Genomic DNA, 26245 nt, shown 5'->3' on the forward strand with positions numbered 1-26245 from the left:
AGGCGCCGGCTCCCGGCGCGCCTCATGCGCCTGACGCCTGGGACGCGCCCATGCGGGAATGCATGAGCAATGCCCATATGACCAATCAGATGCAGTACCTGGGGGCACACGAGGACAGCCAGCGTGCGAAGTCGGCCTGCTACCAGGAGTGGGAATGGCGCATGGGCCCCCAGGCCCCGGTTCGGTTGCCTTACGGCCCGGATGCGGATGCAGGGCCGCCCGTACCTGCGCCGCGCTGACGGCACACGGTTGCCGTCAGCGAGTTGTGGTGCTCAGGCAGCCTCGTAGGCGCCATAACCGCGCAGCCGGGCGTAACGCCGCTGCAGCAGTTGTTCCTGGGGGATGGCTTCCAGGGCGTCCAGCTCGTTGAGCAGCACGGCCTTCAGCCGGCGCGCCATCTGCCGGGGATTGCGGTGGGCACCGCCGGTGGGCTCGCGCACGACCTTGTCGACCAGGCCCAGGTTCTTGAGCCGCTTGGCGGTCAGGCCGAGCTGCTCGGCCGCATCCTTGGCCTTGGCCGAATCCTTCCACAGGATCGAGGCGCAGCCCTCGGGCGAGATCACCGAGTAGGTGCTGTACTCCAGCATCACCGTGCAGTCGCCGACGCCTATCGCCAGCGCGCCGCCGGAGCCGCCCTCGCCGATCACGGTGCAGATCACCGGGATCTTCAGTTCGGCCATCTCCAGCAGGTTGCGGGCGATGGCCTCGGACTGGCCGCGCTCCTCGGCGTCGATGCCCGGCCAGGCGCCCATGGTGTCGATGAAGGTCAGCAGCGGCAGACCGAAACGCTCGGCCAGCTTCATCAGGCGCAGCGCCTTGCGGTAGCCCTCGGGCTTGGGCATGCCGAAGTTGCGCTTGATCTTTTCCTTGTTGTCGCGCCCCTTCTGGTGGCCGATGACCACCACCGGGCGGCCGTCGATCCGGGCCAGGCCGCCGACAATGGCCTTGTCGTCGGCGAAGGCGCGGTCGCCGGCCAGTTCCTGGAACTCGTCGCAGATCACCCGCAGGTAGTCCAGGGTGTAGGGCCGGGCCGGGTGCCGGGAAAGCTGGGAGACCTGCCAGGAGTTGAGGTCGCGGAAGATCTGGGCGGTGCGCTTGCGCAGCTTCTCCCGCAGGGCGTGCACCTCGGCGTCGACGTTGACGGCCGGGCCGGTGCTGGCGCTGCGAAGTTCCTGGATCTTGGCTTCCAGGTCGGCGATGGGCTGCTCGAAATCGAGGTAGTTCGGGTTCATCGGGAACCGGGTCGTACAGGAAGCGGGCAGTGTAGCCGAACGCCCGGAGCGGGACCGGACCATACGGTACGGTGGCGGAGGCGGCCGGTCGAGCGCCCGCTCAGTGCGCCCACGGCCGCGCGATGGCGATCTTCACCGCGCGCACGCCCGGCTGCGCGCGCAGCGCATCGAGCAACTGCGGGGCCACGCGCACCGAGTTGGAACCGTTGAGGTCGAGCACGCCGGTGGCGCCCTGGCCCTTGCCGCCCACCTGCAGGTGCAGGCGCAGCGGGGTGGGGCCGGGACGATGGCGCGCCAGCATCGCGTCGATGCGCGGCCACATGCCGGGGTCGCGCAGGTCCACCCGCAGCGACAGCCGCTGGGCGTGCTGCGCGCACAACTGCTCGTAGTCCCAGGCCTGCTTCAGGCGCAGGCTCCAGCCGCCGTTGAACTCGTCCTCGCGCAGCCCGCCCTGCACGATCAGCACCCGGTCGCGCAGCAGCAGGCTGGACATCTCCTGCGCCGCCTCGGCGAACACGCCGCATTCCAGCCGGCCGCGGCCGTCCTCCAACTGCACGAACACCTGGCTGTCGCCCTTGCGCCGCAGGCCGACCACCAGGCCGGCCAGCACCACCTGCACTTCCGGCCGCCATCCGCGCTTCTCGCCGCTGCCGCCGGCCGCCCACAGCTTGTCCAGCTCGCCCAGGTCGTTGCCGACCAGGGCGCGCACCTCGTCGCGGAAGGGGTCGAACGGGTGCCCGCTGAGGTAGTGGCCCAGGGTGTCGCGCTCGCCGTCGAGCTTCTGCCGCAGCGACCACTCCTCGGCCTCCGGCAGGTCCAGCTTCAGCGTCGGGCCGTCGTCGCCGGAGGGCGCGCCGAACAGCGATACCTGGCCGGCGGCGGCTTCCCGGGCCATCTGGTCGGTGGCCTTCACCACTTCCGGCAACTGCAGCATCAAGGTGGCGCGGTTGCGGCCCAGCGCGTCCAGCGCGCCGGCATTGACCATCGCCTCCAGCGCACGCCGGTTGAGCTTGGTCGAGTCCACCCGCCGGCAGAAGTCGAGCAGGTCGGCGTAGCGGCCGCCGCGCTCGCGCTCGGCCACGATCGCCTCGCACAGGCCGCGGCCCACGCCCTTGATCGCGCCCAGGCCGTAGCGCACGGTGTCGGCGGCCATCGCCTCGAACATGTAGGGCGAGTCGTTGACCTGCGGCGGCAGCACGGTCAGGCCCAGCTCGCGCGCCTCGGCCAGGAAGCCGACCACCTTGTCGGTGTTGTCCATGTCCGAGGACAGGGTGGCGGCCATGAACTCGGCCGGGTAGTGGCGCTTGAGCCAGGCGGTCTGGTAGCTGACCAGGGCGTAGGCGGCGGCGTGCGACTTGTTGAAGCCGTAGCCGGCGAACTTCTCCATCAGGTCGAAGATCTCGTCGGCCTTGGCCTCGCCGACGCCGCCCCCGGCCGCGCCCTCGCGGAAGATCTCGCGGTGCTTGGCCATCTCCGCCGGCACCTTCTTGCCCATCGCCCGGCGCAGCAGGTCGGCGCCGCCCAGCGAGTAGCCGCCGACGATCTGCGCCATCTGCATGACCTGTTCCTGGTAGACCATGATTCCGTAGGTCTCGCTCAGGATCGCCTCGGTGCGCGGGTCGGGGTAGACGATCTCCTGCTGGCCGTGCTTGCGCGCGTTGAAGTCCGGGATCAGGTCCATCGGGCCGGGGCGGTACAGCGACACCAGCGCGATCAGGTCCTCGAAGCGGTCCGGGCGTGCGTCCTTGAGCAGCCGGCGCATGCCCGCCGATTCGAACTGGAACACCGCGCCGGTGTTGCCGTTGGCGAAGATGTCCTGGTAGGTCGGGGCGTCGTCCAGCGGCAGCGCGGCGATGTCCAGCGGCGGGATTCCTGCGCGCCCATGCCGGACATTTATCGCCTTCACCGCCCAGTCGATGATGGTCAGCGTGCGCAGGCCGAGGAAGTCGAACTTCACCAGGCCCACCGCCTCCACGTCGTCCTTGTCGAACTGGGTGACCGGGTTGCGGCCCAGGCCGTCGTGGTCGTGTTCGGCGAACAGCGGGCAGAAGGTATGCAGCGGGTCGGGCGCGATGACCACGCCGCCGGCGTGCTTGCCGGCGTTGCGGGTGAGGTCTTCCAACTGGCGCGCCAGGTCGATCAGGTCGCGCACGTCCTCCTCGGCCTGGTAGCGGTCGATCAGCTCGCCGGAGGCCATCTCGCCGTCGCGTCCCTGCTTGCCCTCGCCCATCGCGTCCTTGAGCGAGATGCCCAGGATGTTGGGGATCAGCTTGGCCACGCCGTCGACGAAGCCGTAGGGGAAGCCGAGCACGCGGCCGGTGTCGCGCACCACCGCCTTGGCCGCCATGGTGCCGTAGGTGATGATCTGGCTGACCCGCTCGCGCCCGTACTTGCCGGCGACGTAGTCGATCACCTCGTCGCGCCGGTCCATGCAGAAGTCGATGTCGAAGTCGGGCATCGACACGCGTTCCGGGTTGAGGAAGCGCTCGAACAGCAGGTTGTAGGGCAAAGGGTCCAGGTCGGTGATCTGCAGCGCCCAGGCCACCAGCGAGCCGGCGCCGGAGCCGCGGCCCGGGCCGATCGGGATGCCCTGCGCCTTCCCCCACTGGATGAAGTCGGCCACGATCAGGAAGTAGCCGGGGAAGCCCATCTCGATGATGGTGTCCAGCTCGAATTCCAGCCGCGCGGAGTAGTCCTCGCGGGTCTTGCCCGGCGCCAGCGGGTTCTTCGCCAGGCGCGCCTCCAGGCCGTCGCGCGACTGCTTGCGGATCCAACTGTCCAGGGTCTCGTCGGTCGGCACCGGATAGGCCGGCAGCGCGTACTTGCCCAGGGTCAGTTCCAGGTTGCAGCGGCGCGCCAGCTCGACCGTGTTGGCGATCGCGTCGGGGGCGTCGGCCGCGAACAGGCCCGCCATTTCCTGCGCCGACTTCAGGTATTGGTCGGGGCTGTAGTCGCGCGGGCGCTTGGGGTCGTCCAGCACCCGGCCCGAGGCGATGCACACCCGCGCCTCGTGCGCCTCGAAGCCGGCCGCGTCGAGGAAGCGCACGTCGTTGGATGCCACCACCGGGATCCCGCGCGCGGCGGCGGCGTGCAGGGCGAAGGCGTTGAACGCCTCCTCGCCGTCGCGGCCGGTGCGCACCAGTTCCAGGCACAGGTTGCCGTCGAAGGCGCGTTGCCAGTCGGCCAGTTGCTGTTCGGCCAGGTCGTGGCGGTGCTCGGCGGCCAGGCGCCCGGCCAGGCTCTCGCGCCCGGCCAGCAGGATCAGGCCCTGGCCGCATTCGCGCAGCCACTCGGGCATTACCGCCACTCCGCCCTCGGGCCGGTGGCCCTCCATCCAGGCGCGGGTGAGCAGGCGCGACAGGTTGAGGTAGCCGCCATGGTCGCGGCACAGCGCGGTCAGCCGCCAGGGCGCCTCGCCGGGGCCGGCGGCCACCGCCAGGTCGGCGCCGGCGATGGGCTTGATGCCCACGCTCTCGGCCGCCTTGTAGAACTTGATCAGGGCGAACAGGTTGTTGAGGTCGGTCACCGCCAGCGCGGGCAGGCCCAGCTCCACCGCGCGGCTGAGCAGGTTGGCCTGCTTGGCCTTGGCTGGATCGGCCTGGTCCGGTTTTTCGGGCACGCGGATGGTCGAGTCCGCAAGCGAAAACTCGGTGTGGACGTGAAGGTGGACGAACCCGGTCATGCGGCGACGAGGGTACCGGCGGGGGGGAGGGGGGACAAGGCTTGACGGCGGGCGGCACGCCGCTGGCGCCCGCCCTGGCGGCGTGCCGGGCGTTTCCGGCGCCCGGCGCCCCGGTCGCCGCCCCGCAGGGGGCCTGCAGGCTCCTTCGGGCGCGGGGCGAATCCGTGGGAACCGTGCGGGCGCGGGGTGGTGCGCACGCGGCTTCCATCGGCCATGATGTGGCGCCCTCGAAAGCCCGGCCACGATGCCCACCCCGCCCTTGCAGCCCATCGCTCCGGACGAACGCATCGCCTTGCTCGATGCCCTGCGCGGGTTCGCCCTGTGCGGCATCCTGCTGATGAACATGGAGGGCTTCGCCGGGCCGCTGCTGGCCTCCACCACCGGCCTGGACCCGTCCCTGCGCGGCGCCGACCGGGTGGCCGACGCGCTGGTCTACTTCTTCGTCCAGGGCAAGTTCTTCACCCTGTTCTCGCTGCTGTTCGGCATGGGCTTCGCGGCGATGTCGCAGCGGGCCGAGGCCGCGGGCCGGCCGTTCGCCGGGGCCTACTGGCGGCGCGGGCTGGCGCTGCTGGGCATCGGGCTGGTCCACGGCGTGCTGGTCTGGTCCGGCGACATCCTGGTGATGTACGCGCTGCTCTCGTTCTTGCTGCTGGCCTTCCGGCCGGCGCCCTCGCGCTGGCTGGCCTGGCTGGGGGCGCTGGCGTGCCTGGCGGCTCCGGCAATGATCCTGGCCCTGGGCGGGCTGGCCTGGCTGATGTCGTTGTCGCCGGATTCGGCCGCCGACTGGAACCGGGCCATGGCCGGGCAGGGCGAGCACATCGAGGCGCTGATCCAGAGCGCGCGCCAGGCCTATGCCGCGGGCGGCTATGCCGATGCGGTGGCCCAGCGCGTTCGCGAACTGGGGACGATGCTGTCCGCACTGCCGGTGGTGGGGCCGCTGGTGTTCGGCATGTTCCTGCTGGGCGCGGCCTTCGTCCGCGGCGGCGCGATCGCCGCGCCTGGGCGCCACGCCGGCCTGTTCGCATGGCTGCGCTGGGGCGCGTTGCCGCTGGGGCTGCTGGCGATGGGTAGTTCCTTCGCCATCGCGCCGAGCATGCCGCCGGACCGCTTCGACCCGGGCCTGGCGCTGGCCCAGGCGCTGGGGATGCTGGCCGGGGGACTGATGTGCCTGGGCTACGTGGGCTGGCTGGTGCGCGCGTTCGGCACCCGCATCGGCGCGCGCGTGGCGGCATGGCTGGCGCCGGCCGGGCGCATGGCGCTGACCAACTACCTGATGCAGTCGGTGGTGTGCACGCTGGTGTTCTATCACTATGGCCTGGGTTTCTTCGAGCGCTTGCCGCGCGCCTGGCAGGTGCCGTTCGCGCTGGTGCTGTTCGCGCTGCAGGTGCCGGCCAGCCGCCTGTGGCTGGCGCGCTTCCGGTTCGGCCCGGCCGAGTGGCTGTGGCGCTCGCTGATCTACCTGTGCTGGCAGCCGATGCGCGTGCGCGGGGCCGCGCCGCGCTGATCGCTGCGCCTGGCGCGGCTGCGGTGCGCGCGAAGCGGCCTCTCCCGGATTGGCCCGCCGCACGCGCGGTGGCCAGGGGCGGTGGCCCGCGTCGGGAGGAAGGCGCACGCCAGGCGGGTGTTTCCCAGGCAACCACGCGCGGGCGGCCGCGCGCGGTCCGCTAGAATCGGCGAGTGAATTCCCCCCCAGACGATGTCCTCATCCTCGGCGGCGGCGCCATCGGCCTGACCACCGCCCTGGCCCTGCTCGAATCCGGCCGCGGCGTGCGCATACTGGAAGCGGCGACCGTCGGCGGCGCCACCTCCCACGGCAACTGCGGCACCATCACGCCCAGCCATGCGCCGCCGCTGGCCGCGCCCGGCGTGCCCTTGCGCGCGCTGCGCTGGATGCTCACGCCCGATGCGCCGTTGTACCTGAAGCCGCGCATGGACCCGGGGCTGTGGCGCTGGCTGCTGCGCTTCGCCGGGCGCTGCAATGCGCGCCACTGGCTGGCCGGCACGCGGGCGCGGGCGGCGATCCTCAACGACTCGCGCGCGCGGCTGAAGGACTGGGTCGGCCGCTATGGGCTGCAGTGCGAATTCGGCGAGGCCGGGCTGGACTACGTGTTCCGCGACCGCGCCAACTTCGACCACTACGCCGCCGAATGCGCCACGCTCAATGCGCTGGACATCGCCACCGAGGTGATCGGCGGCGCCGAATACCTGCGCCAGGAGCCGGCGCTGCGCGAGGGCGTGGTGGGCGCGATCCGCTTCCCCGACGACGCCCACCTGCGCCCGGACCGCTACGTGGCCGAGCTGGCGCGCGCGGTGCGCGAGCGCGGCGGGGTCGTCGAGGAGGGCGCCCGGGCCGAATCGCTGCACCCCCGGGACGATGGCGTGTGCGTGCGCCTGGCCGGCGGCGGCGAGCGCCACGGCCGCGACGCGGTGGTGGCGATGGCCGCCTGGACCCCTGCGTTCGTCCGCCGGCTCGGCCTGCGCCTGCCGATCCAGCCGGGCAAGGGCTACTCGATCACCTACCCGCGCCCGGCGCTGGCGCCGCGGCGGCCGCTGGTGCTCAAGGACCGCTGGACGTTCGTCACCCCCTGGTCCGACGGCCTGAGGCTGGGCGGCACCATGGAGTTCTCCGGCCAGGACCGCAGCCTCAACCCGGTGCGCCTGGCCGCGCTGGAGCGCGCGGCGAGCGAATACCTGCGCGAACCGATGGGCCAGGCGGTGCAGGAGAAATGGTGCGGCTGGCGCCCCATGACCTGGGACGACCTGCCGGCGCTGGGCCGCTCGCCGCAGCATCCTCACGTGTGGTTGGCGGCCGGGCACGGCATGCTGGGCATCAGCATGAGCGCGGCCACCGGCCAGCTCATGGCCGACCTGATGACCGGGCGCACGCCGTCCATCGACCCCGCGCCCTACCGGGTGGAACGCTTCCAGTAAGGAGATCCCATGAGCCAGCGCCGCGATGCAGCCCCTGTGCAGGCGGGTTTCGACCTGGTGGTGATCGGCGGCGGGTCCGGCGGGCTGGCCGCGGCGTTCCGCGCCGCCGAGCACGGCGCGCGGGTGGCGCTGCTGGAGCCGCGCGAACTCGGCGGCACCTGCGTCAACACCGGCTGCGTGCCGAAGAAGGCGATGTGGCTGGCCGCCGACCTGGCCGGGAAGATCGCGCTGGCCGCCGACCTGGGCTTCGAGGCGCCGCCGCCGGCGCTGGACTGGGAAGTGCTGGTGGCGCACCGGCAGCGCTACATCGGCAACATCCACGCCAGCTACCGCCGCCGCCTGGACGAGGCCGGCATCGCATGGATGCCGTGCCGCGGCCGCCTGCTCGATGCGCACACGGTCGATACGGACAGCGGCATGCGCCTGCGCACCGGGCACGTGCTCGTGGCCACCGGCGGGCGCCCGCTGCGCCCGGACATGCCCGGCGCGGAACTGGGCGGGGTATCCGACGATTTCTTCGACCTGCGCCAGGCGCCGGCGCGCGTGGCCATCGTCGGCGGCGGCTACGTCGCGGTGGAACTGGCCGGCGTGCTGCAGGGGCTGGGCAGCCGGGTGGAGGTCTTCGCCCGCGGCCCGCGGCTGCTGTCGGAGATGGATGCCCAGGTGGTGGCGCAACTGCAGGAGGACATGCGCGCCCAGGGCGTGCGCCTGCACCTGGAGGCGCCGGTCCACGCGCTGGAGGCCCGGGACGGCCGCGTGCGCGTGCTGCAGAAGGGCAGCCTCGAAGGCGCGCCGCCCGATGCGTTCGACACCGTGCTTTTCGCCACCGGCCGCCGTCCCAACAGCGATGGGATGGGCCTTGAGGAGGCCGGCGTGCGCATCGGCGAGCGCCACCAGGTCGAGGTGGACGACTACGAGAACACCTCGCTCGACGGCGTGTACGCCGTTGGCGACGTCACCGGCAAGCTGGCGCTGACGCCGGTGGCCATCGCCGCCGCGCGGCGGCTGATGGACCGCCTGTTCGGCGGCCGGCCCGAGGCGCGGCTGGACTACGACCAGGTCGCCACCGTGGTGTTCTCGCATCCGCCGCTGGGCACCGTGGGCCTGACCGAGGAACGCGCGCGCGCGCGGCACGGCGACGCGGTGAAGGTGTTCACCGCCGGCTTCCGGCCGATGCTGCATGCCCTGGCCGACTCGCCCCGGCGCAGCCTGTTCAAGCTGGTGTGCGTGGGCGAGGAGGAGCGGGTGGCCGGCATCCACCTGCTCGGCGATGCGGCCGACGAGATCCTGCAGGGCTTCGCGGTGGCGCTGAAGCTGGGCGTGACCCGGCGCCAGTTGGAGGACACCGTGGCGATCCACCCGACCTCGGCCGAGGAAGTGGTGCTGATGCACTAGGTGTGCCGCGCCTGCCCGTGCGGGCGGTGGAAAACCGGGATCGACGGCACGTCCCCGCCGCCGCGGCCTGGGGGAGCGATCCCGGCCCAAGCCTACAATCGCGCCATGGACGACCGCCGCCGCCCCGATGCCGGAAGCGCACGCGTGCCCGCGAACGCGGCGCATGCGGGTGCCGTCCGCGGTATGCCGCGCCACGCGCCCGCGCGGCAGGACGCATCCGGGCCGGCGCCGCGCGCCGCGGACGCGGCTCAGCGCCGGCGCCGGCTGTCCGGCGCGCTGCTGGCGGCGGCCGGCGCGATCCTGTTCTCGGGCAAGGCGATCATCGTCAAGCTCTGCTTCCGCCATGGGGTGGACGCGGTCACCCTGCTGGCGCTGCGGATGCTGGTCGCCTTTCCGTTCTTCCTGCTCATGGCAGGGTGGGCCGCGCGCCGCGCGCCGGCGCCGCTGCCGGCGGGCGACCGCTGGCGTGTGGCGCTGCTGGGCTTCGTCGGCTACTACCTGGCCAGCTTCCTCGACTTCGCCGGGCTGGCTTACATCACCGCCACCCTGGAGCGGCTGATCCTGTACCTCACCCCGACCCTGGTGCTGCTGATCGGCTGGGCGGCGTTCGGCCGCCGTCCGGGCCGCCTGCAGTGGGTGGCGCTGGGCGTGAGCTACCTGGGCGTGGCGCTGGCCTTCGGCCACGACCTGCAGACCGGTGGCGACGACATCGTGCTGGGCGGGGCGCTGGTGTTCGGCAGCACGCTGGCCTATGCGTTCTACCTGGCCGGCAGCGGCGAGGCGGTGGCGCGCGTGGGCGCGGTGCGGCTGACGGCCTACGCCAGCAGCGTGGCCTGCGTGCTGTGCATCGGCCAGTTCCTGCTGCTGCGGCCGCTCGCGGCGTTGGCGCTGCCGCCGCAGGTGTACTGGCTGTCGCTGCTCAACGGCACGCTGTGCACCGCGGTGCCGATGCTCATGGTGATGCTGGGCGTGGCCCGGATCGGCTCCGGGCCGGCCTCGCAGATCGGCATGCTCGGCCCGGTATCCACCATCGTCCTGAGCGTGTTGATCCTGGGCGAGCCGATGGGGCCGTGGCAGGTGGCCGGCACCCTGCTGGTGCTGGGCGGCGTGCTGCTGGTCACGCGCGCACCGGTTTCCGCACCGCGGCCGCCACGCGCCGCCTGACCGGGCGGCGGCGTCCGTGCCACGGCCACGGGACGCTAACGAACGCATCGCTACGCTGGCAATTCCCCCACAGACCGAGGCAACCGCCATGGGCATTTCGCGCCACGCCACCGCGCATTGGGACGGCGACTTCAAGAGCGGCCGGGGTACCCTCGGCACCCCCCAGAGCGGCTTGCTGTCCGGCACCCGCTACGGCTTCAACAGCCGCTTCGGCCAGGAGAAGGGCACCAACCCCGAGGAGTTGATCGCCGCCGCCCACGCCGGCTGCTTCGCCATGGCGCTGTCGGCCAACCTGACCGAGGCCGGCTTCCCGCCGGAGACGATCGACGCCCGCGCCGAGGTCGACCTGTCGATGGAAGGCGGCCCCACGCTGTCGCAGATCCGGCTGAAGGTGGAGGCCAAGGTGCCCGGCATCGACGAGACCAGGTTCCGCGCCGTGGCCGACGACACCAAGCGCAACTGCCCGGTCTCCAAGGCCCTGTCGGCCGTGCCGATCTCGATGGAAGCGACGCTGGCCGGCTGATCCGCCCTCGCAGGGCGGTTTGTGGAGCCGCCGGTCGGGCGCCGAGTCACCCGATGGAGAGTCTGCCGCTCCCTTCGGCCGTTGCAGGAGCCGGGCGCGGCCGGCGACCGGAATGCTCGGGCATGCCTCTCCGGTGCCGTGTCGCCGGCTGAAGTCGGCCCCTACAGGGCACGGGACCCTGAGGCCGAGATCCAGGGTCCGGAGAGCGGTCCCCTGCCCGCCATCGGCCCATGCGAGGGCGCACGGGCCGGCGCAGTGGCTCCCCGCCCCCAAAACCCGGATAATCCCAAAAAGCCGGACGGGGGCCGCTACCCAGCACGCCACCGTCCGGCTTTTCCGTGTCGGGCCCTCGGCCCTGCCCGAGGCGCCCCGATGGCGCCTCGCCCGGGCAGGCCGCATGGTCCGGGCCACGGTTTCCCATCCCGCGGCCCCGATGGCCGCCAGACAAGTCAGGAGTCGCCCGCCATGGGTCAGTCAGTCGTCGTTCTCGGAGCCCAGTGGGGCGACGAGGGCAAAGGCAAGATCGTCGATCTGCTCACCGAGGGCATCGGTGCCGTCGTCCGCTTCCAGGGCGGCCACAACGCCGGCCACACCCTGGTCATCAACGGCAAGAAGACCGTGCTGCACCTGATCCCCTCGGGCATCCTGCGCGAAGATGCGCTGTGCCTGATCGGCAACGGCGTGGTGATCTCCCCGGCCGCGCTGCGCAAGGAGATCGACGAGCTGGAAGCCTCCGGCGTGGAAGTGCGCTCGCGGCTGAAGATCAGCCCGGCCGCGCCGCTGATCATGCCGTACCACATCGCCCTGGACCAGGCCCGCGAGAAGGCCGCCGGCGGCAAGGCCATCGGCACCACCGGCCGCGGCATCGGACCGGCGTACGAGGACAAGGTCGCCCGCCGCGGCATCCGCATCGCCGACCTGCACTACCCGGACCAACTCGCCGACAAGCTGCGCGCCGCGCTGGACTACCACAACTTCGTGCTGACCCAGTACCTGGGCGTGGACGCGGTGGACTTCCAGCGGACCCTGGACGAGGCGCTGGCCTTCGGCGACTACGTGGAGCCGATGAAGTCCGACACCGCCGGCATCCTCCACGACCTGCGCAAGGCCGGCAAGCGGGTGCTGTTCGAGGGCGCGCAGGGCGCGCTGCTGGACATCGACCACGGCACCTACCCGTACGTCACCAGTTCCAACACCACCGTCGGCGGCGCGCTGGCCGGCACCGGCGTGGGCGCCGATGCGATCGACTACGTGCTGGGCATCGCCAAGGCCTACGCCACCCGCGTCGGCGGCGGCCCGTTCCCGACCGAGCTGGACGACGAGGTGGGCCAGGGCATCCGCGACCGCGGCGCCGAGTACGGCGCCTCGACCGGCCGCCCGCGACGCTGCGGCTGGATGGACATCGTCGCGCTCAAGCGCGCGGTGGCCATCAACGGCATCTCCGGCCTGTGCATCACCAAGCTCGACGTGCTCGACGGCATGGAGAAGCTGAAGGTGTGCATTGCCTACGAGTACCGCGGCAAGCGCACCGAGTACGCGCCGCTGGACGCCCAGGGCTGGGAAGAGATCACGCCCGTCTACCTGGAGTTCCCCGGCTGGAGCGAGAACACCCACGGCGTGACCGCGTGGGACGACCTGCCGCCGGCCGCGCGCGCCTACCTGCGCGCGCTGGAGGAACTGGCGGGGTGCCCGATCAGCATCGTCAGCACCGGGCCGGACCGCGAGCACACGATGGTGCTGCAGGATCCGTTCGCCTGAGTGGCGTCTGGCCCGGCGGGCCCGCAATCGACACGAAAGCCCCGCGGAAGCGGGGCTTTTCCTTGTCCGCGCCGGCCCGTCCGCGCCTGCACCGGCGGCCCGCGGATTCAGCTACGCTCCGCCCCAACGAACCACGGATCGATTCCAGGGGAAAGGCGATGAAGCGGATCCTGGCAGTGCTGCTTGGCTGGGCGTGTATTGCTTCGCCTGGGCGTGCCGCCGACGCGCCGGCCGCGCCGGAACCGATCCCGCCCATGCCCGCGGAACTGAAGGAATACTTCGATGCGGCACTGAAGGCCGAGCGCCTTGCCGATCCGCTGCAGCGGTGTCTTGCCTATCCGGACCTTCCCGGCCACCCATGGCCCGAGCATGTGGTCATGGCCCATTGCACCCGGGTGGCGCGGCCCAAGGCACTGACGCTCGACGAGCTCGAGCAGATGCTCGGCCAGCCCGACGGCGCCACGGCCATCGATGCGCGCCTGTCCGGCCTGCTGGACGCCCACTTCCAGGACCCAGAGCAGCGCGACCGCATCCACGAGTTCTTCCGCCAGTTCGACAGGAACGAGCGCAGCGGTGCCATCGCCACGCGCTGGGTGCGCGCGGCCCCGGAGAGCGCCTTCGCCATGGCGGCGCTGGGCAGCCATCGCGCCAGGCTCGGGTGGGAGGCACGTGGCACCGCCCTCAGCAAGGACACCTCCCGCCAGCAGCTCAAGCGCATGGAGCAGCATTTCCTCGCCGCGATCCCGCTGCTCGATGGCGCGCTCGCCCGGGAGCCGCGCCTGGGCCCGGCCTGCGTGGGCCTGTCCCAGATCGGGCGCATGTCTTCCGATGCGCTGAAGTGGCATGCGCTGGAACACTGCCAGACCATCGACCCCCTCTCGTACTACGTGGTGTCCGAGCTGGTGTACGTGGCGATGCCCAAGTGGGGCGGATCGGAAGCGGCCCTCGACGCGATGACCGCCTACATCCGTGAGCACATGGACCGGAACCCCGCGCTGCAGGCACAGTTGGCCGTGGTGGAGATGGAGCGCCTGAAGGCACGGGGGCACGAGGGTGTTGACGCATACATCGCCGCTGCGCGGCTGGCGCCGCAGGCCGACGTGCTCTACGAGGCGAGCTACAGGACCCACCAGTGGACGAGGGCGGTCTACCTGGCCCAGACCCTGCGCTTCTGGCCCGACTACCGGAACGCCCGCGAGGGACGCTACGCCCACATGTCCAACGCCGAACTGTGGGACTGGGTGGAGGTGGACCTGGCATGGCTGGTGGAGCACGTTCCCCAGGATCCGGTGTACCGCAACAACTACGTATGGTTGCTGATGAACCAGGAGCGGTTTGGCGAGGCAGTGCCGCACCTGCGCGTCATGCTCGCGTTGCCCGATCCGACTCCAGGTACGGACCTGACGCTGTGCATCGCCTTGGCGCGGGACCCCAGGACGGCGGACAGCGACGAAGTCGGCGAGTGCGGTGCAAGGATGATCGTGGCGTATCCGCAGGAAGAGGCCCCGTGGCACTGGCGCGCCCGCTACCTGGCGGAGCGCGGACAGCGCGAGGCCTTGGTGGAGCTGGTCGCCGAGCTCAGGAAGGTGAGGTTCAAGGGACCCAGTGCATACCGGAGCCTGCTCATTCGCGGTATCGAGCGCTACCTGGAGGACACCCAGTGAGGCGGCGCAGGCTGCTCGCCTGGACATGCCTGCTCGGCGCGCTGTATCCAGCCGCGGCCTTTGCCGCTGCCATGGCCGAACCGCCGGACGGCCCGCCTGCGGAAGCACCGGTCGTCGAAGCTTCACCCGATGCGCCCATGCCTGCAGACCAGGATGACGATGCACTGGACCCGGCCACGCTGACGGTCGCCTGGTGGCAGTGGGCCATGGCACTGCCCATCGAACCGATGCTCGACGTCGACGGCAGCATGTGCGAGCTGGGTGACTTCGGGCCGGTCTGGTTCCTCGCCGGGACCGACGGCATCCGCGACGACATCACCCGCACCTGCCAGATCCCGCTGGGCGCGCGCCTGCTGGTGCCCGTGGCCACCCGCTACATCGCGCGGACATTCGCGCCACGCAAGGGCGATCCGGTTCCCGGGTGCGAGCACTTGCAGGACCAGGCCGCCATGCCGCCGGAAGGCCTGCTGCAGGCGACGGTGACGCTTGACGGCGTGGACGTCGGCCCGGTCGCCGAGCGCCGCATCCGCAGTCCTGGCTGCTTCGATCCCTATCCCTGGCTGCCCGCGCCGGAGGACAAGCCGCCGCCGCTGGCCGCCAGCGATGGCTACTGGTTCCTGCTCGAACCGCTGCCACCTGGCGAGCACGTGCTGGAGGTGAACGCGCATTACCGCCGCGAAGGGCAGAGCGGGTTCGAGATCGTGCAGCGTTACCGCTATGTCCTGCGCGCCGGGATGGGCGCGCGCTACGTGGGGCTTTGACCTGCGGCGCAGGAGGCGCCCAAGGCCCCACATCCCGCCACCAAGCGCACGTCTCCGCAGGCCCGCCATGACCCCTCGCACCACCCCCGGCTTCCTGGCCGCAGCCCTGGTTCTCCTCGCCGGCTGCACCACCGCGCCCGCCACCACGGTCGCGCCATCCCGCGATCCCGGCACCGCCGCGCAGGCCCGGGTACTCGACCGCTTCGCCACCCCCGTCCCCGGCATCCACACCGGCGGCCGCATCACCGTCGAGGACCTGCCCGCCCTGCGCGCCGCCGGCATCACCCGCGTCATCGACCTGACCCCCGACGCCGAGACCCCCGGCCTGGACGAAGCCGCCGCCGTGCGCGCCGCCGGCCTGTCCTACGACAACCTGCCCATCGCCAGCGCCGCCGACCTCAACCACGAATCCGTCGCCGCCTTCGACCAACTGCTGCGCGCCGCCGACGGTTCGACCCTGGTCCACTGCGCCAGCGGCAACCGCGTCGGCGCGCTGGCCGCGCTGCGCGCCGCCTGGCTGCAGGGTGCCGGCGAGGAGGTTGCCATTGCAGAAGGCCGGCGCTGGGGGTTGCGCAGCCTCGAAGGCGAGGTGCGCAAGCGCCTGGCACGGGAGCGCTGCCTGGCGTCGGCGCTGCCCAGCAGCGCGATCGAGCAGTGCGGACCGGATGGCTGACCGACGACGAGCCTGCCCGCAAGCGTGCCTGCTCTGGAACAGGCGTGCCTATGTGGGCCTGGAGTACCTGGGTATCACCGGGCTTCCCAAGTACAACTACCAGTTGACGGGCAGGAAATATGCCGAACTTTGCGAGGTCGGCAAGGGGTTGGCCGAGGAGCTGCGTGGCCTTGGGCTCGAGGGGGCCGGCCTGCTTGATGTGGACTACTTCATCTGGGAGGAGCTCCAGGTCGAGGAGAACCTGAGCCGGATCGGCCACCAGGAATCGCCCGCGCAGATGTCGCGGGAGGTCGCGCAGGCTGACCCGGAGACGGCGGAGTTCATCCACAACGAGGTCAAGGACAAGCTGGCGGTATGCCCTGTCCCAATGGCGCGGCGTGTATTACATCTTCGACACTGCATTGAAGCAGGGATACGTTGGGTCGGCCTGTGGTTCGGAGAATATTCTCGGCCGATGGAAGGACTATGCCGCGCGCGGGCATGGGGGCAACAGTCTGCTGAGAAGGCGGAACCCCGAGGATTTTGAGTTCAGCGTCCTGCAGCTCGTCGCACCGTCAATGGAGGCGGGGGAAGTGGTGGCAATCGAGGGTTGCTGGAAACGTCGCCTGCACACGCGCGCGCCGACGGGATTGAACGACAACTGACGGCAGTCTCTACACACCCGGGCGGCGCAGCCGTGCGGCACCTCTGATGGGCCCGCGGTTGCGATGCGATCGAAGATAGCGTCCCGCGGTTGCAGGAACGGCCTGAACGGAGCCCCCCCGGCGTTCACCGCGACGCGATGGGCAATCCATGGTGGCGGGGCACCCACCCCGGTATCCTGACTTTCCCCGACAAACCCCTCGGTGCCCCCATGGCCAAGGCCAACCCCCTCCAGGAACAGCTGCTCAAGGCCGGGCTGGTCAAGAAGTCCAAGGTGGCGCAGGTCGCGCGCGAGCAGGCCAAGGCGCGCGCGGGCAAGGCGCCGCCTGCGGCGGGCGGGATCGAGCGCGAGGCGCAGCGGGCGCGGGCGGAGAAGGCCGAGCGCGACCGCGCCCTGGAGGCGGAGCGCCGGGCCAGCCTGCGCCAGCGCGAGCTGCAGGCGCAGGCGCGGCAGATCATCCGCGACCGGCGGGTGCCGCGCAGTGGGGAGAGCGAGTACCGCTTCACGGCCGACGGCGTGATCCGTACGCTGCTGGTGGACGATGAGTTGCGGCAGAAGCTGGCCGCCGGCGTGCTGGTGATCGTGCGCGGCGAGGGCGATGGCTTCGAGCTGCTGCCACGTGCCGCCGCCGACCAGGTGCGTGAGCGCGACGCGTCGATGGTCATGCTGGACCACGGCCAGGCGGATGCGGCGGTGGAGCTGCCCACCGACGAGGACGCGGCCTACTACGCGCAGTTCAAGGTACCGGACGACCTGGTCTGGTAGCCGCGGTGCGGTGCATCCACCGGGCGCGGGCAGGCTCGGAGCCCGGCACGGCATGGCGCGCGGTCCGGGGCGTGAAAGCGCGGCCGACCGGGTTCGTCAATAGATTGGCGTCAGTCGGTCGGGTCGGACGTCCGCGCGCCGACATGCGCTGGATGGGCGGAGGAGCGGAGGAAATGCCTTCAAGATCGGGTGCTTGCTGCCGATCTTGCAGACGAAGGCTCGGCAATTCCCATGATTCCCGGGCTGGCGGTTCACCTGGCACGAATCCTGCTTGGATATCCGTGCGTCCAGGCTCAACCCTTTTGGGGCGGCCCCGGCGCAGGCCCATCGGCCGACGGAGTACCCCTATGTCCCGCAATGCAGCCCAATCCACCGTCGTTTCAGGGCCCTGGCCCTCGTCCCCGGCCGTGCTGCCCAAGGGCAAGCCGGAGCGCCGCGCGCCGCCGCCGGCCGACCCGGCGGCGGCGCGTGCCGGGCTCACCCCGGCGCAACTGAACACGCTCGAGGCGATGGAGATCTTCCGCTGGCGCCTGGCATTCGTGCGCCGGCCGATGTTCATGGCGCCGATCCCGGTGCTGTTCGACGCGGACAACACCCGCTACGTCGTGATCCAGGAAGACGGCTCGCTCGACGAGCATCCCACGCTCAAGCTCCGGAGCTGACGCCGGATCTGGCACTGGCAGTCGCCGCTGCGGCGCCGGTTCTCAGGGCGTGGCGATGTGGTAGCGGTTGCGCCCCGTGTTCTTGGCTACGTACAGCGCGGCATCGGCCTCACGCAGGAAGCCGATGATCTGCGCTTCGGTAAAGCGCTTCTTCACGTCCAATCTCCTCGTGTTGGGGAATTGGGCTCCAGATCGTCGCGCTACTCAAAACCGGGGGGCGTCGTGGCGGGCCGCTGACGCCGGCATCGGAGCGTTCATGCCCCGGCCGCCACAATGGCGGCCCCGCGCGTCATTGGTCGCATGTGAGCCCTCAACGCCTGCTTCCCCTCATCGTCGCCACCGCCCTGTTCATCGAGAACATGGATTCCACGGCGATTTCCACTTCGCTGCCGCAGATCGCGGCGGACCTGGGAGTGGCGCCGGTCGCGCTGAAACTGGCGCTGACCACCTACATGCTGGCGCTGGCGATATTCATCCCGGTCAGCGGCTGGGTGGCGGACCGGTTCGGGGCACGGCCCACGTTCGTGAGCGCCATCGCCGTGTTCCTGCTCGGCTCGCTGGGCTGCGCGGCCAGCGACGGGCTGGGCCAACTGGTGGCCGGCCGCTTCGTGCAAGGCGTGGGCGGGGCGATGATGGTGCCGGTCGGGCGGCTGGTGCTGCTGCGCAGCGTGGAGAAGTCCGACCTGGTGCGGGCGCTGAGCTGGCTGACGGTGCCAGCCATGCTCGGGCCGATGCTCGGGCCGGTGCTGGGCGGGGCGATCACCACCTATACGCACTGGCGCTTCATCTTCCTCATCAACCTGCCGATGGGGCTGCTGGGCATGTGGCTGGCGTGGCGGCACATCCCGATGCTGCGGCAGCCGGTGGGGCCGCTGGACGGGCGCGGTTTCCTGCTGTCGGCCGGCGGGCTGGCGCTGGCGATGTTCGGGCTGACGGCGATCGGGCACGGGCTGGTGCCGAATGCGGCGCTCGCCGCGTGCGTGCTGGCCGGCGCCGGACTGATGGCCGGCTACGTGCGGCATGCGCGCCGCCACCCGTATCCGCTGCTGCGGCTGGACTTGTTCCGCGTGCCGACCTTCCGCGCCGGCGTGCTGGGCGGCCTGTTGTTCCGCGTCGGCATCGGCGCCACGCCGTTCCTGCTGCCGCTGATGCTGCAGCTCGGCTTCGGCCTGGACCCGCTGCAGTCGGGCCTGGTCACCTTCACCTCCACCGCGGGGGCGATGTTCATGAAGGTGGTGGCGCCGCGCATCATCCACCGTTTCGGCTTCCGTCCGGTGCTGGTGTGGAACGGGCTGCTGGCCTCGCTGCTGCTGTGCGTCTTTGGCCTGTTCCGCGCCGATACGCCGTATCCGCTGATGGTGGGCGTGCTGCTGGTCAGCGGCTGCTTCCGTTCGTTGCAATTCACCGGCATCAACGCCATCGCCTATGCCGACATCGGCCAGGAGCGGATGAGCCAGGCCAGCAGCTTGGCGGCCATGGCGCAGCAGGTGTCGCTGGCGCTGGGGGTGACCATCGGCGGCTATGCGCTGAGCGTGGCCGGCGTGCTGACCGGGCGGCCGGACGGCGCGGCGATCAACTTCACCTTCGCCTTCCTCACGGTGGGCCTGGTCTCGGCGGTGTCGGTGCTGCAGATGCGCCGGCTCGCGCCCGATGCCGGCGCGGAGATGGCCGGCCACGCCGAGACCGGACGCGAGGTGGCCGAGCCGAAGGCGGAAGTGCGCCCGCAGGCGTGAGGATGGGGGGCTCGCGGGTGCCCGTGGGCAGGCCGGTGCTTCCTACGATGCGGGCGCCGCGGTCGACGCGCGCAGCATCAGGCTGAAATCCAATGTTTGTTGATGCGGCACTTCCACGGCCTCGATGATGGCGAGCAGGAGGTTGACGGCCCGGATGCCGATCTCCCGCATGGGCTGGGCAATGGTCGTCAGCGGCGGGGTGAGATAGCGGGACGACGCCAGGTCGTCGAAACCGACGATCGAAAAGTCCTCCGGCACGCGGATTCCCAAGTCCCTGCACGCGGCGAGAACGCCCAGCGCCATCTGGTCGCTGAAACAGAACGCGGCGGTGGGCGCGGACGCGCGGCCCAGCAGCTTTCTTGCGGCGGCATAGCCGGACTCGACCGAAAAGTCGCCCGGCGTGATCGTCAGCATGCGCAGGCGACCCCGCGCCCTGGCAGCGGCCCTGGCCCCTTCCAGCCGTTGCCGGTGCAAGGGGTTGTCGGGAGGCCCCCCCACCACGGCGATCCGCTCGTGCCCCAGTCCATACAGATGCTCCATCGCGGTGCGCGAGGCGGCCGCGTTGTCGATGTGGACGCTGGGAATGCCCAGCGCCGGGTCGAATTCGCATCCGTTGACCACCGGCGCGGCGGCGCCAAGCTGCTTGACGATATCCCGCGCCGTCGGCGGAAGCCGGTGTCCCAGGACGATCAGGCCGTCCGCCTCGTTGCGGGGAAGCATCTGCGCGTAGCGTTCCTCCCGTTCCGGCTGGTGCTGGGTATCGCCGAGCAGAACGGCGTAGTCGGCGGCCTGTGCGGCTTCTTCCGCCCCCTGGAGTATCTTGGCGAAGAACGGGTTGGCGATGTCCGGGACCGTGACCAGGATCTTGCCGCTTCGCTGGGTCTTGAGCGTCCTGGCCACCGTGTTGGGGACGTAGCCCAGCGCGGCGGCCGCCCGCTCGATGCGCTCGCGCGTGGCCGGCAGGACTTTCTCCGGCCGGGAGAGCGCGCGAGACACGGTGCCTGCCGAGACGCCGACGTGCCTTGCGATGTCGTAGATGGTCGCCATGGATCAGGCCGATGTTCCCCGATGCGGTGCACAACGCGTGTCCCGAGCGTCCCATGCTAGGATGATGCAATCGATTGCATGAAAGCGGATGACCGTGAAGACACTCAAGGGTCCAGCGCTGTTCCTGGCGCAGTTCATCGGTGAAAAGCCTCCTTTCGATCGGTTGGACACCCTGGCCGAGTGGGCCGCCGGGCTTGGCTATTCTGGCGTACAAGTGCCGACCGGCGCGCCCCACATCTTCGATCTCGCCCAGGCGGCGCAGAGCCAGGCCTACTGCGACGACGTCGCCGGCGCGCTGGCCCGGCACGGCATCCGGATCACCGAGCTGTCCACGCACCTGCAGGGACAGTTGGTCGCCGTCCACCCAGCCTACGACACCTTGTTCGACGGTTTCGCCCCGCAGGAGCGACGCGGCGACCCGGCGGCCCGGCAGGCCTGGGCCGTCGAGCAGGTGACGCTGGCGGCCAAGGCCAGCCAGCGCCTGGGGCTCACGGCGCACGCCACGTTTTCCGGTGCGCTGGCCTGGCCGTATCTCTACCCCTGGCCGCAGCGGCCGGCCGGGCTGGTGGAAGAGGCCTTCGCCGAGCTCGGCCGGCGCTGGCGTCCCATCCTGGACGCCTTCGACGCCTGCGGCGTGGACCTGTGCTACGAGATCCATCCGGGCGAAGACCTGCACGACGGTGCGACCTTCGAGCGGTTCCTCGACGCCGTCGACCACCACCCGCGCGCCAGGATCCTCTACGACCCCAGCCACCTGCTGCTGCAGCAGATGGACTACCTGGGCTTCATCGACCGGTATCACGACCGCATCGGCATCTTCCACGTCAAGGACGCCGAATACCGCGCCAACGCGCGCAGCGGCGTCTATGGCGGCTACCAGGACTGGATCGACCGGCCGGGCAGGTTCCGCTCGCTCGGCGACGGACAGATCGATTTCAAGGCGATCTTCTCCAAGCTGGCCCAGTACGACTTCCCGGGCTGGGCCGTGCTGGAGTGGGAGTGCTGCCTGAAGCATCCGGAGGACGGCGCGCGCGAGGGGGCGGCCTTCATCCGCGAGCATCTCATCCGCGTGACCGAGCACGCGTTCGACGATTTTGCCGGCAGCGGCGCCAGTCCGCAGGCGCTGCGCGGCATGCTGGGGATCTGATCCGACACCGACCTGGGAGGGGGAAGCCATGACGTCCACCATGTCGCGCCTGGGCGCGATGATGTTCCTGCAGTTCTTCATCTGGGGCGCGTGGTTCGTGACCCTGGGCACGTACCTGGTCAATGGCCCGCTGCAGGCCAGTGCGAGCCAGGTGGCGACGGCATTCCTCAGCCAGTCCGTCGGTGCGATCGTCGCGCCGTTCCTGGTCGGGTTGATCGCCGATCGCTACTTCGCGGCGCAACGCATCCTGGCGCTGCTGCACCTGGCCGGCGCGGCGCTGATGTGGGGCGCATCGACGGCCGCCAGCTTCAACGCCTTCTCCGGGTTCGTCTTCGGCTACATGCTCCTGTTCATGCCCACCCTGGCGCTGGCCACCAGCATCGCGATGCGGCACATGCAGTCGCCCGAGAAGCAGTTCCCGCCGGTGCGCGTGGCCGGCAGCATCGGCTGGATCATCGCCGGCGTGCTGATCGGCTGGCTGGGCTGGGAGCAGGCCCAGCGCCTGGACTTGACCTTCAAGATGGCGGCCATCGCCTCGGCGGCACTGGGCCTGTACGCGCTGACCCTGCCGCACACCCCGCCGCTGGCGCGCGACCGCAATGCGCGGCTGGGCGAGATACTGGGGCTGGACGCGGCGCTGCACCTGCTCAAGTCGCGCGCCTACCTGGTGTTCTTCCTGGCCTCGATCGCGATCTGCATCCCGCTGTCGTTCTACTACAACTTCACCAATCCCTACCTCAACGACCTGGGCGTGCGCGGTGCGGCCGGGCTGCAGTCGCTCGGCCAGGTGTCGGAAGTGCTGCTGATGCTGGCCATGCCGTTCCTGTTCGTACGCCTGGGGGTGAAGGCCATGCTCGCGGTGGGCATGGCCGCATGGGTGCTGCGCTACGCGATGTTCGCCTTCGGCGACGCGGATGCGGGCTTCTCCCTGCTGGTGATCGGCATCGTGCTGCACGGCATCTGCTACGACTTCTTCTTCGTCACCGGGCAGATCTACACCGATACCCACGCCGGCCCGGCGTTCCGCAGCAGCGCCCAGGGCTTCATCACCCTGGCGACCTACGGCGTCGGCATGCTGATCGGCACCTTCCTGTCCGGGGCGGTGGTGGAGCACTACACCACCGCGGCGGGCAGGGACTGGCAGCAGATCTGGCTGTTCCCTGCGGGTGTCGCGCTGGTGGTGCTGGTGGCCTTCCTGTTCCTGTTCCGCGAACGGCCGGCCGCCACGGCCGCCAACCCATCCGCGCACTGAGGATCAGGCAGATGAGCAAGCTTGGGGTCGCCATCGTGGGTACCGGGATGATCGGCGCCGTGCATCGCCGTGCGGCGATCCTGGCCGGCGCCGTCATCAGGGGCGTGGGCGCCTCGTCGCCGGAGCGTGCCAGGGACGTGGCGCAGGCCTGGAACGTGCCGCGCGCCTACCGCGACATCGAAGAAGTCGTCGCCGATCCGCAGGTGCAGGTCGTGCATGTGTGCACCCCCAACCACCTGCACCGGGCGATGGCACAGGCCGCGCTGGAGGCGGGCAAGCACGTGGTCTGCGAAAAGCCGCTGGCCACGACGCTGGAAGACGCCATGGCCCTGGCGGCGCTGGCCGCTTCCACCGGGCAGGTGGCGACGGTGCCCTTCGTCTACCGCTACCACCCGGTCGTGCGCGAGGCGCGCGCCCGCATCGCCCAGGGCGAACTGGGGCCGCTGCGCCTCATCCACGGCAGCTACCTGCAGGACTGGCTGCTGGACCCCGCCAGCAACAACTGGCGCGTGGACCCGGCGCTCGGCGGCGCTTCCCGCGTGTTCGCCGATATCGGCTCGCACTGGTGCGACCTGGTGGAATGGGTCGCCGGCGAGCGGTTCGCCGAGGTCAGCGCCGCATTCGAAACCGTGATCGCCGAGCGGGGCGCCGCGACCGGCCGGAGTTTCGTCGCGCCGGCGGCGGGCGTCGAGATGCGCGCCGTGTCGAGCGAGGACGTCGCGGCGGCCCTGTTCAAGACCGGGAGCGGCACCCTGGCTTCGTTGACCGTCAGCCAGGTGTCGGCCGGGCGCAGGAACCGCCTCTGGTTCGAGATCGACGGCGCCAAGGCCAGCGTGGCGTTCGACCAGGAAGACAGCGAGCGGCTCTGGATGGGGTTTCCCGACCAGCGCGAAGAGATCTTCGTCCGCGGCCCGGCCGCGGGAAGCGCCGAGCAGCGCAGGCTCGCGGTGCTGCCGGCCGGCCATGCGCAAGGCTACGGCGACTGCTTCGGGGCCTTCGTCGCGGATACCTACCGTGCCATCGCGGCCGAGCGGCCAGAAGGCCTGCCGACGTTCGACGACGGGCTGCGCTCGGCCCTGATCGTCGACCGCGTCATCGCATCGGCCAGGTCGCGCGCCTGGACCCCCATCGGTGGGGAGCGTCGCGAGAATCGCGCAAGCAAGATGGACGACTGAACCTGTACCCCCTCGCTGCAAGTGCACCCTGCACGCGAGCCATTTCCCGTCCGCAGCCACCAGAATCCCGGGAGGAAACAATGACCATCGCCACTCCGCGCAGAATCGCGACCGCCGCACTTCTGCTCTGTGCCGCCCTGCCTGTCTTCGCGCAGGATGCCGGAACCCAGGCCGAACCCATCGCGGTGCAGATGTATACGCTGCGCAGCATCGCTTCGCTCGAGGACCGGTTGAAGGTCGTCCACGACGCGGGCATCCATGCCGTGGAGACCGTCGGCACGCAGAACGTCTCGGCCGAGGAGCTGAAACGGCTTCTGGACAAGTATTCGATCAAGGCGATCTCGACCCACGCGCAGTTGTCCGACCTGCGCGACAACCTCGACGACGTGGTGGCGTTCAACACGTCGATCGGCAACGCCACGCTCGTGGTGCCCTACCTGCAGGAAGGGGAGCGCCCGGCCGATGCCGCTGGCTGGATCGCGCTGGGCAAGGAGCTGGGCGGGATCTCGGACAAGGTCCAGGCCAAGGGCATGACGCTGGCCTATCACAACCACGACTTCGAGATCGTCGATTTCGATGGCAAGACGGGCCTCGAGCTCATGTTCGAGGCGGCCGGCCCCGGCGTCGAGGCCGAGCTCGACCTGGCCTGGATCGCGCGTGCCGGCTACGATCCGGCGGCGTTTCTCGACAAGTTCCGCGGGCGCGTGTTTGCGGTCCACGCCAAGGACAACGCTCCGGAAGGCCAGGCCGAGGATGAGAAGGGCTTCGCCGCGTTGGGCAAGGGCGTCCTGGACTGGGATGCGATTCTCCCCGCGGCCGCGGCCGCGGGCGTGAAGTGGTACATCATCGAGCACGACCATCCGCTCGATCCAGCCGCCGTCGTCGAGACCGGCGCGGCCTACCTCAACGAGCACCTTCCCGCGGGTACGGGTCGCTAGCACGCGGGGGGCAATGCCGAATCCATCTTGATGGCTGCCCTTCCCCCCCTCGCTGCGGCGCTTGCGAGCGCACCGGCTTCATCGCAGGATGCCGAGACGGGCGCCAAGCTCTACGCCGCCCACTGCGTGGCCTGCCATGGCGCCGATCGCGCTGGCGTGGCCGGAACGTTCGCTGCCCCGACCGACGTGGGCAAACGGCTCGATCGAAAGAAGATCAAGGAAGCGATCAGGAATGGGGGAGGGCTGATGCCGCCCTTCGGCCACCTGTCGGAGAAGGATGTCGAAGACCTCGCTGCCCTGCCTTCCTGAAGCGGTGACAACGGGCGCGGAGGATCGCTCCGCGCCCGTCTCTCACAGCTCGCGCACCCAGACGTTGCGGAAACTGACCTTGGAATCGTGGTCCTGCAGGTAGATCGGCGCGCAGCCGTGCGGCGAGTAGGACGGCGCTCCGATGTATTCGGTCTTGCCCGACACGATGACGGCGTCCTGCACCAGGACGCCGTTGTGCATCACGGTGATGCGGGCGGGCGAGGCGAGTCCGCCGCCTTCGGAGAAGCGCGGCGCCTTCCAGATGACGTCGTACTCCTGCCAGAGGCCCGGGGGGCGCGAGGCGTTCACCAGCGGGATGGCCTGCTTGTAGATCGAGGCCGCCTGGCCGTTGGCATAGGTGGGGTTGTCGTAGCTGTCGAGCACCTGCAGTTCGTAAAGCTCCTGCAGGAAGATCCCGCTGTTCCCCCGGTTCTGGCCATCGAACCCTTCGATCTCGGCGGGGCTGCGCCATTCGACATGGAGCTGGATGTCGCAGAAGCGCTGCTTCGTGCGGATTCCCTTGCTGCCCGGCACCACGGTGAAGGCCCCATCGGCTACGGCCCAGGGGGCATGGCCGCCCTGTTCTCCCTCCCAGGCCGAGAGGTCCGTGCCGTCGAACAACACCACGGCATCGGATGGAGCGGCGCCCTTGGGCGTGGCGACCGCCACCGGGACCGGCGTCCACACTTCGGTCTTCGCCGGCTCGCCGCGCCGGTCGCCCTGCGCCTGTGCGAGCGCGGGCGCTGCGGCCAGGACGCAGGCCGCCATCACGATCGATCTGGTCATCGTCT

Annotated in this window: 22 protein-coding genes; 18 read left to right on the forward strand and 4 right to left on the reverse strand. The window is 70.6% G+C overall.

What is annotated here, in order from left to right; all coding sequences use genetic code 11:
• Positions 1-272: 272 nt before the first annotated feature.
• Positions 273-1232, reverse strand: coding sequence for an acetyl-CoA carboxylase carboxyltransferase subunit alpha (locus HNR76_RS02185; RefSeq protein WP_162311035.1), 960 nt, complete (start codon positions 1230-1232; stop codon positions 273-275).
• Between the two features lie 100 nt (positions 1233-1332).
• Entirely contained in the window at positions 1333-4914 is a 3582-nt protein-coding gene (gene dnaE, locus HNR76_RS02190) for a DNA polymerase III subunit alpha (RefSeq protein ID WP_162311162.1), read from the reverse strand.
• 244 nt (positions 4915-5158) lie between these two features.
• Between dnaE and HNR76_RS02195 the strand changes: the two genes are divergently transcribed.
• From HNR76_RS02195 to HNR76_RS02255, 13 genes are all read left to right on the forward strand, one after another.
• Positions 5159-6418: a DUF418 domain-containing protein gene (locus HNR76_RS02195; protein ID WP_162311036.1), complete on the forward strand. Its 1260-nt coding sequence runs from the start codon at positions 5159-5161 to the stop codon at positions 6416-6418.
• Positions 6419-6591: 173 nt separating this feature from the next.
• Positions 6592-7845 (forward strand): NAD(P)/FAD-dependent oxidoreductase, encoded by a 1254-nt coding sequence (locus tag HNR76_RS02200; protein ID WP_162311037.1) that lies wholly within the window; start codon positions 6592-6594, stop codon positions 7843-7845.
• A gap of 9 nt (positions 7846-7854) precedes the next feature.
• Positions 7855-9240, forward strand: coding sequence for a glutathione-disulfide reductase (gene gorA / locus HNR76_RS02205; RefSeq protein ID WP_183982064.1), 1386 nt, complete (start codon positions 7855-7857; stop codon positions 9238-9240).
• Between the two features lie 183 nt (positions 9241-9423).
• Positions 9424-10404 (forward strand): DMT family transporter, encoded by a 981-nt coding sequence (locus tag HNR76_RS02210; RefSeq protein WP_162311039.1) that lies wholly within the window; start codon positions 9424-9426, stop codon positions 10402-10404.
• Between the two features lie 88 nt (positions 10405-10492).
• On the forward strand, positions 10493-10927 hold the full coding sequence (locus tag HNR76_RS02215; protein WP_162311040.1) for an OsmC family protein: 435 nt from the start codon (positions 10493-10495) through the stop codon (positions 10925-10927).
• 465 nt (positions 10928-11392) lie between these two features.
• Positions 11393-12685 (forward strand): adenylosuccinate synthase, encoded by a 1293-nt coding sequence (locus HNR76_RS02220; protein ID WP_162311041.1) that lies wholly within the window; start codon positions 11393-11395, stop codon positions 12683-12685.
• A 254-nt stretch (positions 12686-12939) separates the two neighbouring features.
• Complete coding sequence (locus HNR76_RS02225) at positions 12940-14349, forward strand: hypothetical protein (protein ID WP_162311042.1); 1410 nt, start codon at positions 12940-12942, stop codon at positions 14347-14349.
• A 137-nt stretch (positions 14350-14486) separates the two neighbouring features.
• Positions 14487-15110, forward strand: coding sequence for a hypothetical protein (locus HNR76_RS02230; RefSeq protein WP_162311043.1), 624 nt, complete (start codon positions 14487-14489; stop codon positions 15108-15110).
• A gap of 67 nt (positions 15111-15177) precedes the next feature.
• Positions 15178-15783, forward strand: a complete 606-nt coding sequence (locus tag HNR76_RS02235) for a protein tyrosine phosphatase family protein (RefSeq protein ID WP_162311044.1) — start codon at positions 15178-15180, stop codon at positions 15781-15783.
• A 52-nt stretch (positions 15784-15835) separates the two neighbouring features.
• Complete coding sequence (locus HNR76_RS15650; RefSeq protein ID WP_343059232.1) at positions 15836-16309, forward strand: hypothetical protein; 474 nt, start codon at positions 15836-15838, stop codon at positions 16307-16309.
• Between the two features lie 327 nt (positions 16310-16636).
• Positions 16637-17191, forward strand: a complete 555-nt coding sequence (locus HNR76_RS02245) for a DUF2058 domain-containing protein (protein WP_162311045.1) — start codon at positions 16637-16639, stop codon at positions 17189-17191.
• Between the two features lie 347 nt (positions 17192-17538).
• Positions 17539-17853 (forward strand): hypothetical protein, encoded by a 315-nt coding sequence (locus HNR76_RS02250; RefSeq protein ID WP_246428955.1) that lies wholly within the window; start codon positions 17539-17541, stop codon positions 17851-17853.
• A gap of 302 nt (positions 17854-18155) precedes the next feature.
• Positions 18156-19586 (forward strand): MFS transporter, encoded by a 1431-nt coding sequence (locus HNR76_RS02255; RefSeq protein WP_162311046.1) that lies wholly within the window; start codon positions 18156-18158, stop codon positions 19584-19586.
• 42 nt (positions 19587-19628) lie between these two features.
• On the opposite strand, the gene HNR76_RS02260 is transcribed toward HNR76_RS02255, so the two are convergent.
• Positions 19629-20633: a LacI family DNA-binding transcriptional regulator gene (locus HNR76_RS02260; RefSeq protein ID WP_162311047.1), complete on the reverse strand. Its 1005-nt coding sequence runs from the start codon at positions 20631-20633 to the stop codon at positions 19629-19631.
• A gap of 94 nt (positions 20634-20727) precedes the next feature.
• Here HNR76_RS02260 and HNR76_RS02265 point away from each other — a divergent pair, with 94 nt between their 5' ends.
• The 5 genes from HNR76_RS02265 to HNR76_RS02285 all read left to right on the forward strand — a co-directional run bounded on the left by HNR76_RS02265 (position 20728) and on the right by HNR76_RS02285 (position 25454).
• A complete protein-coding gene (locus HNR76_RS02265) occupies positions 20728-21780 on the forward strand; it encodes a sugar phosphate isomerase/epimerase family protein (protein WP_162311165.1) in 1053 nt (350 codons plus the stop codon).
• Positions 21781-21808: 28 nt separating this feature from the next.
• Positions 21809-23032: an MFS transporter gene (locus tag HNR76_RS02270; RefSeq protein WP_162311048.1), complete on the forward strand. Its 1224-nt coding sequence runs from the start codon at positions 21809-21811 to the stop codon at positions 23030-23032.
• An 11-nt stretch (positions 23033-23043) separates the two neighbouring features.
• A complete protein-coding gene (locus tag HNR76_RS02275) occupies positions 23044-24207 on the forward strand; it encodes a Gfo/Idh/MocA family protein (protein ID WP_162311049.1) in 1164 nt (387 codons plus the stop codon).
• Between the two features lie 80 nt (positions 24208-24287).
• The gene (locus HNR76_RS02280; RefSeq protein ID WP_162311050.1) at positions 24288-25145 is read left to right on the forward strand and encodes a sugar phosphate isomerase/epimerase family protein; all 858 of its coding nucleotides are present in this window, start codon (positions 24288-24290) and stop codon (positions 25143-25145) included.
• Positions 25146-25175: 30 nt separating this feature from the next.
• Positions 25176-25454 carry a c-type cytochrome gene (locus tag HNR76_RS02285; protein ID WP_162311051.1) on the forward strand — a complete coding sequence of 93 codons (279 nt, stop codon included), beginning with the start codon at positions 25176-25178 and terminating at the stop codon, positions 25452-25454.
• Positions 25455-25496: 42 nt separating this feature from the next.
• On the opposite strand, the gene HNR76_RS02290 is transcribed toward HNR76_RS02285, so the two are convergent.
• The gene (locus tag HNR76_RS02290) at positions 25497-26240 is read right to left on the reverse strand and encodes a 3-keto-disaccharide hydrolase (protein ID WP_183982066.1); all 744 of its coding nucleotides are present in this window, start codon (positions 26238-26240) and stop codon (positions 25497-25499) included.
• Positions 26241-26245 lie beyond the last annotated feature (5 nt).

Source organism: Pseudoxanthomonas broegbernensis (assembly GCF_014202435.1).
In the GTDB taxonomy this organism is placed as follows: domain Bacteria; phylum Pseudomonadota; class Gammaproteobacteria; order Xanthomonadales; family Xanthomonadaceae; genus Pseudoxanthomonas; species Pseudoxanthomonas broegbernensis.

Bases quoted from the DNA above. Each gene is read 5' to 3' on its own strand.
- HNR76_RS02185 (WP_162311035.1), bottom strand. From the start codon at position 1,232: ATGAACCCGAACTACCTCGATTTCGAGCAGCCCATCGCCGACCTGGAA.
- HNR76_RS02290 (WP_183982066.1), bottom strand. From the start codon at position 26,240: ATGACCAGATCGATCGTGATGGCGGCCTGCGTCCTGGCCGCAGCGCCC.
- HNR76_RS02250 (WP_246428955.1), top strand. From the start codon at position 17,539: ATGTCCCGCAATGCAGCCCAATCCACCGTCGTTTCAGGGCCCTGGCCC.
- HNR76_RS02285 (WP_162311051.1), top strand. From the start codon at position 25,176: ATGGCTGCCCTTCCCCCCCTCGCTGCGGCGCTTGCGAGCGCACCGGCT.
- HNR76_RS02195 (WP_162311036.1), top strand. From the start codon at position 5,159: ATGCCCACCCCGCCCTTGCAGCCCATCGCTCCGGACGAACGCATCGCC.
- HNR76_RS02275 (WP_162311049.1), top strand. From the start codon at position 23,044: ATGAGCAAGCTTGGGGTCGCCATCGTGGGTACCGGGATGATCGGCGCC.
- HNR76_RS02225 (WP_162311042.1), top strand. From the start codon at position 12,940: ATGCCCGCGGAACTGAAGGAATACTTCGATGCGGCACTGAAGGCCGAG.
- HNR76_RS02210 (WP_162311039.1), top strand. From the start codon at position 9,424: ATGCCGCGCCACGCGCCCGCGCGGCAGGACGCATCCGGGCCGGCGCCG.
- dnaE (WP_162311162.1), bottom strand. From the start codon at position 4,914: ATGACCGGGTTCGTCCACCTTCACGTCCACACCGAGTTTTCGCTTGCG.
- HNR76_RS02280 (WP_162311050.1), top strand. From the start codon at position 24,288: ATGACCATCGCCACTCCGCGCAGAATCGCGACCGCCGCACTTCTGCTC.
- HNR76_RS02260 (WP_162311047.1), bottom strand. From the start codon at position 20,633: ATGGCGACCATCTACGACATCGCAAGGCACGTCGGCGTCTCGGCAGGC.
- gorA (WP_183982064.1), top strand. From the start codon at position 7,855: ATGAGCCAGCGCCGCGATGCAGCCCCTGTGCAGGCGGGTTTCGACCTG.
- HNR76_RS02230 (WP_162311043.1), top strand. From the start codon at position 14,487: ATGCCTGCAGACCAGGATGACGATGCACTGGACCCGGCCACGCTGACG.
- HNR76_RS02220 (WP_162311041.1), top strand. From the start codon at position 11,393: ATGGGTCAGTCAGTCGTCGTTCTCGGAGCCCAGTGGGGCGACGAGGGC.
- HNR76_RS02235 (WP_162311044.1), top strand. From the start codon at position 15,178: ATGACCCCTCGCACCACCCCCGGCTTCCTGGCCGCAGCCCTGGTTCTC.
- HNR76_RS02270 (WP_162311048.1), top strand. From the start codon at position 21,809: ATGACGTCCACCATGTCGCGCCTGGGCGCGATGATGTTCCTGCAGTTC.
- HNR76_RS02245 (WP_162311045.1), top strand. From the start codon at position 16,637: ATGGCCAAGGCCAACCCCCTCCAGGAACAGCTGCTCAAGGCCGGGCTG.
- HNR76_RS02215 (WP_162311040.1), top strand. From the start codon at position 10,493: ATGGGCATTTCGCGCCACGCCACCGCGCATTGGGACGGCGACTTCAAG.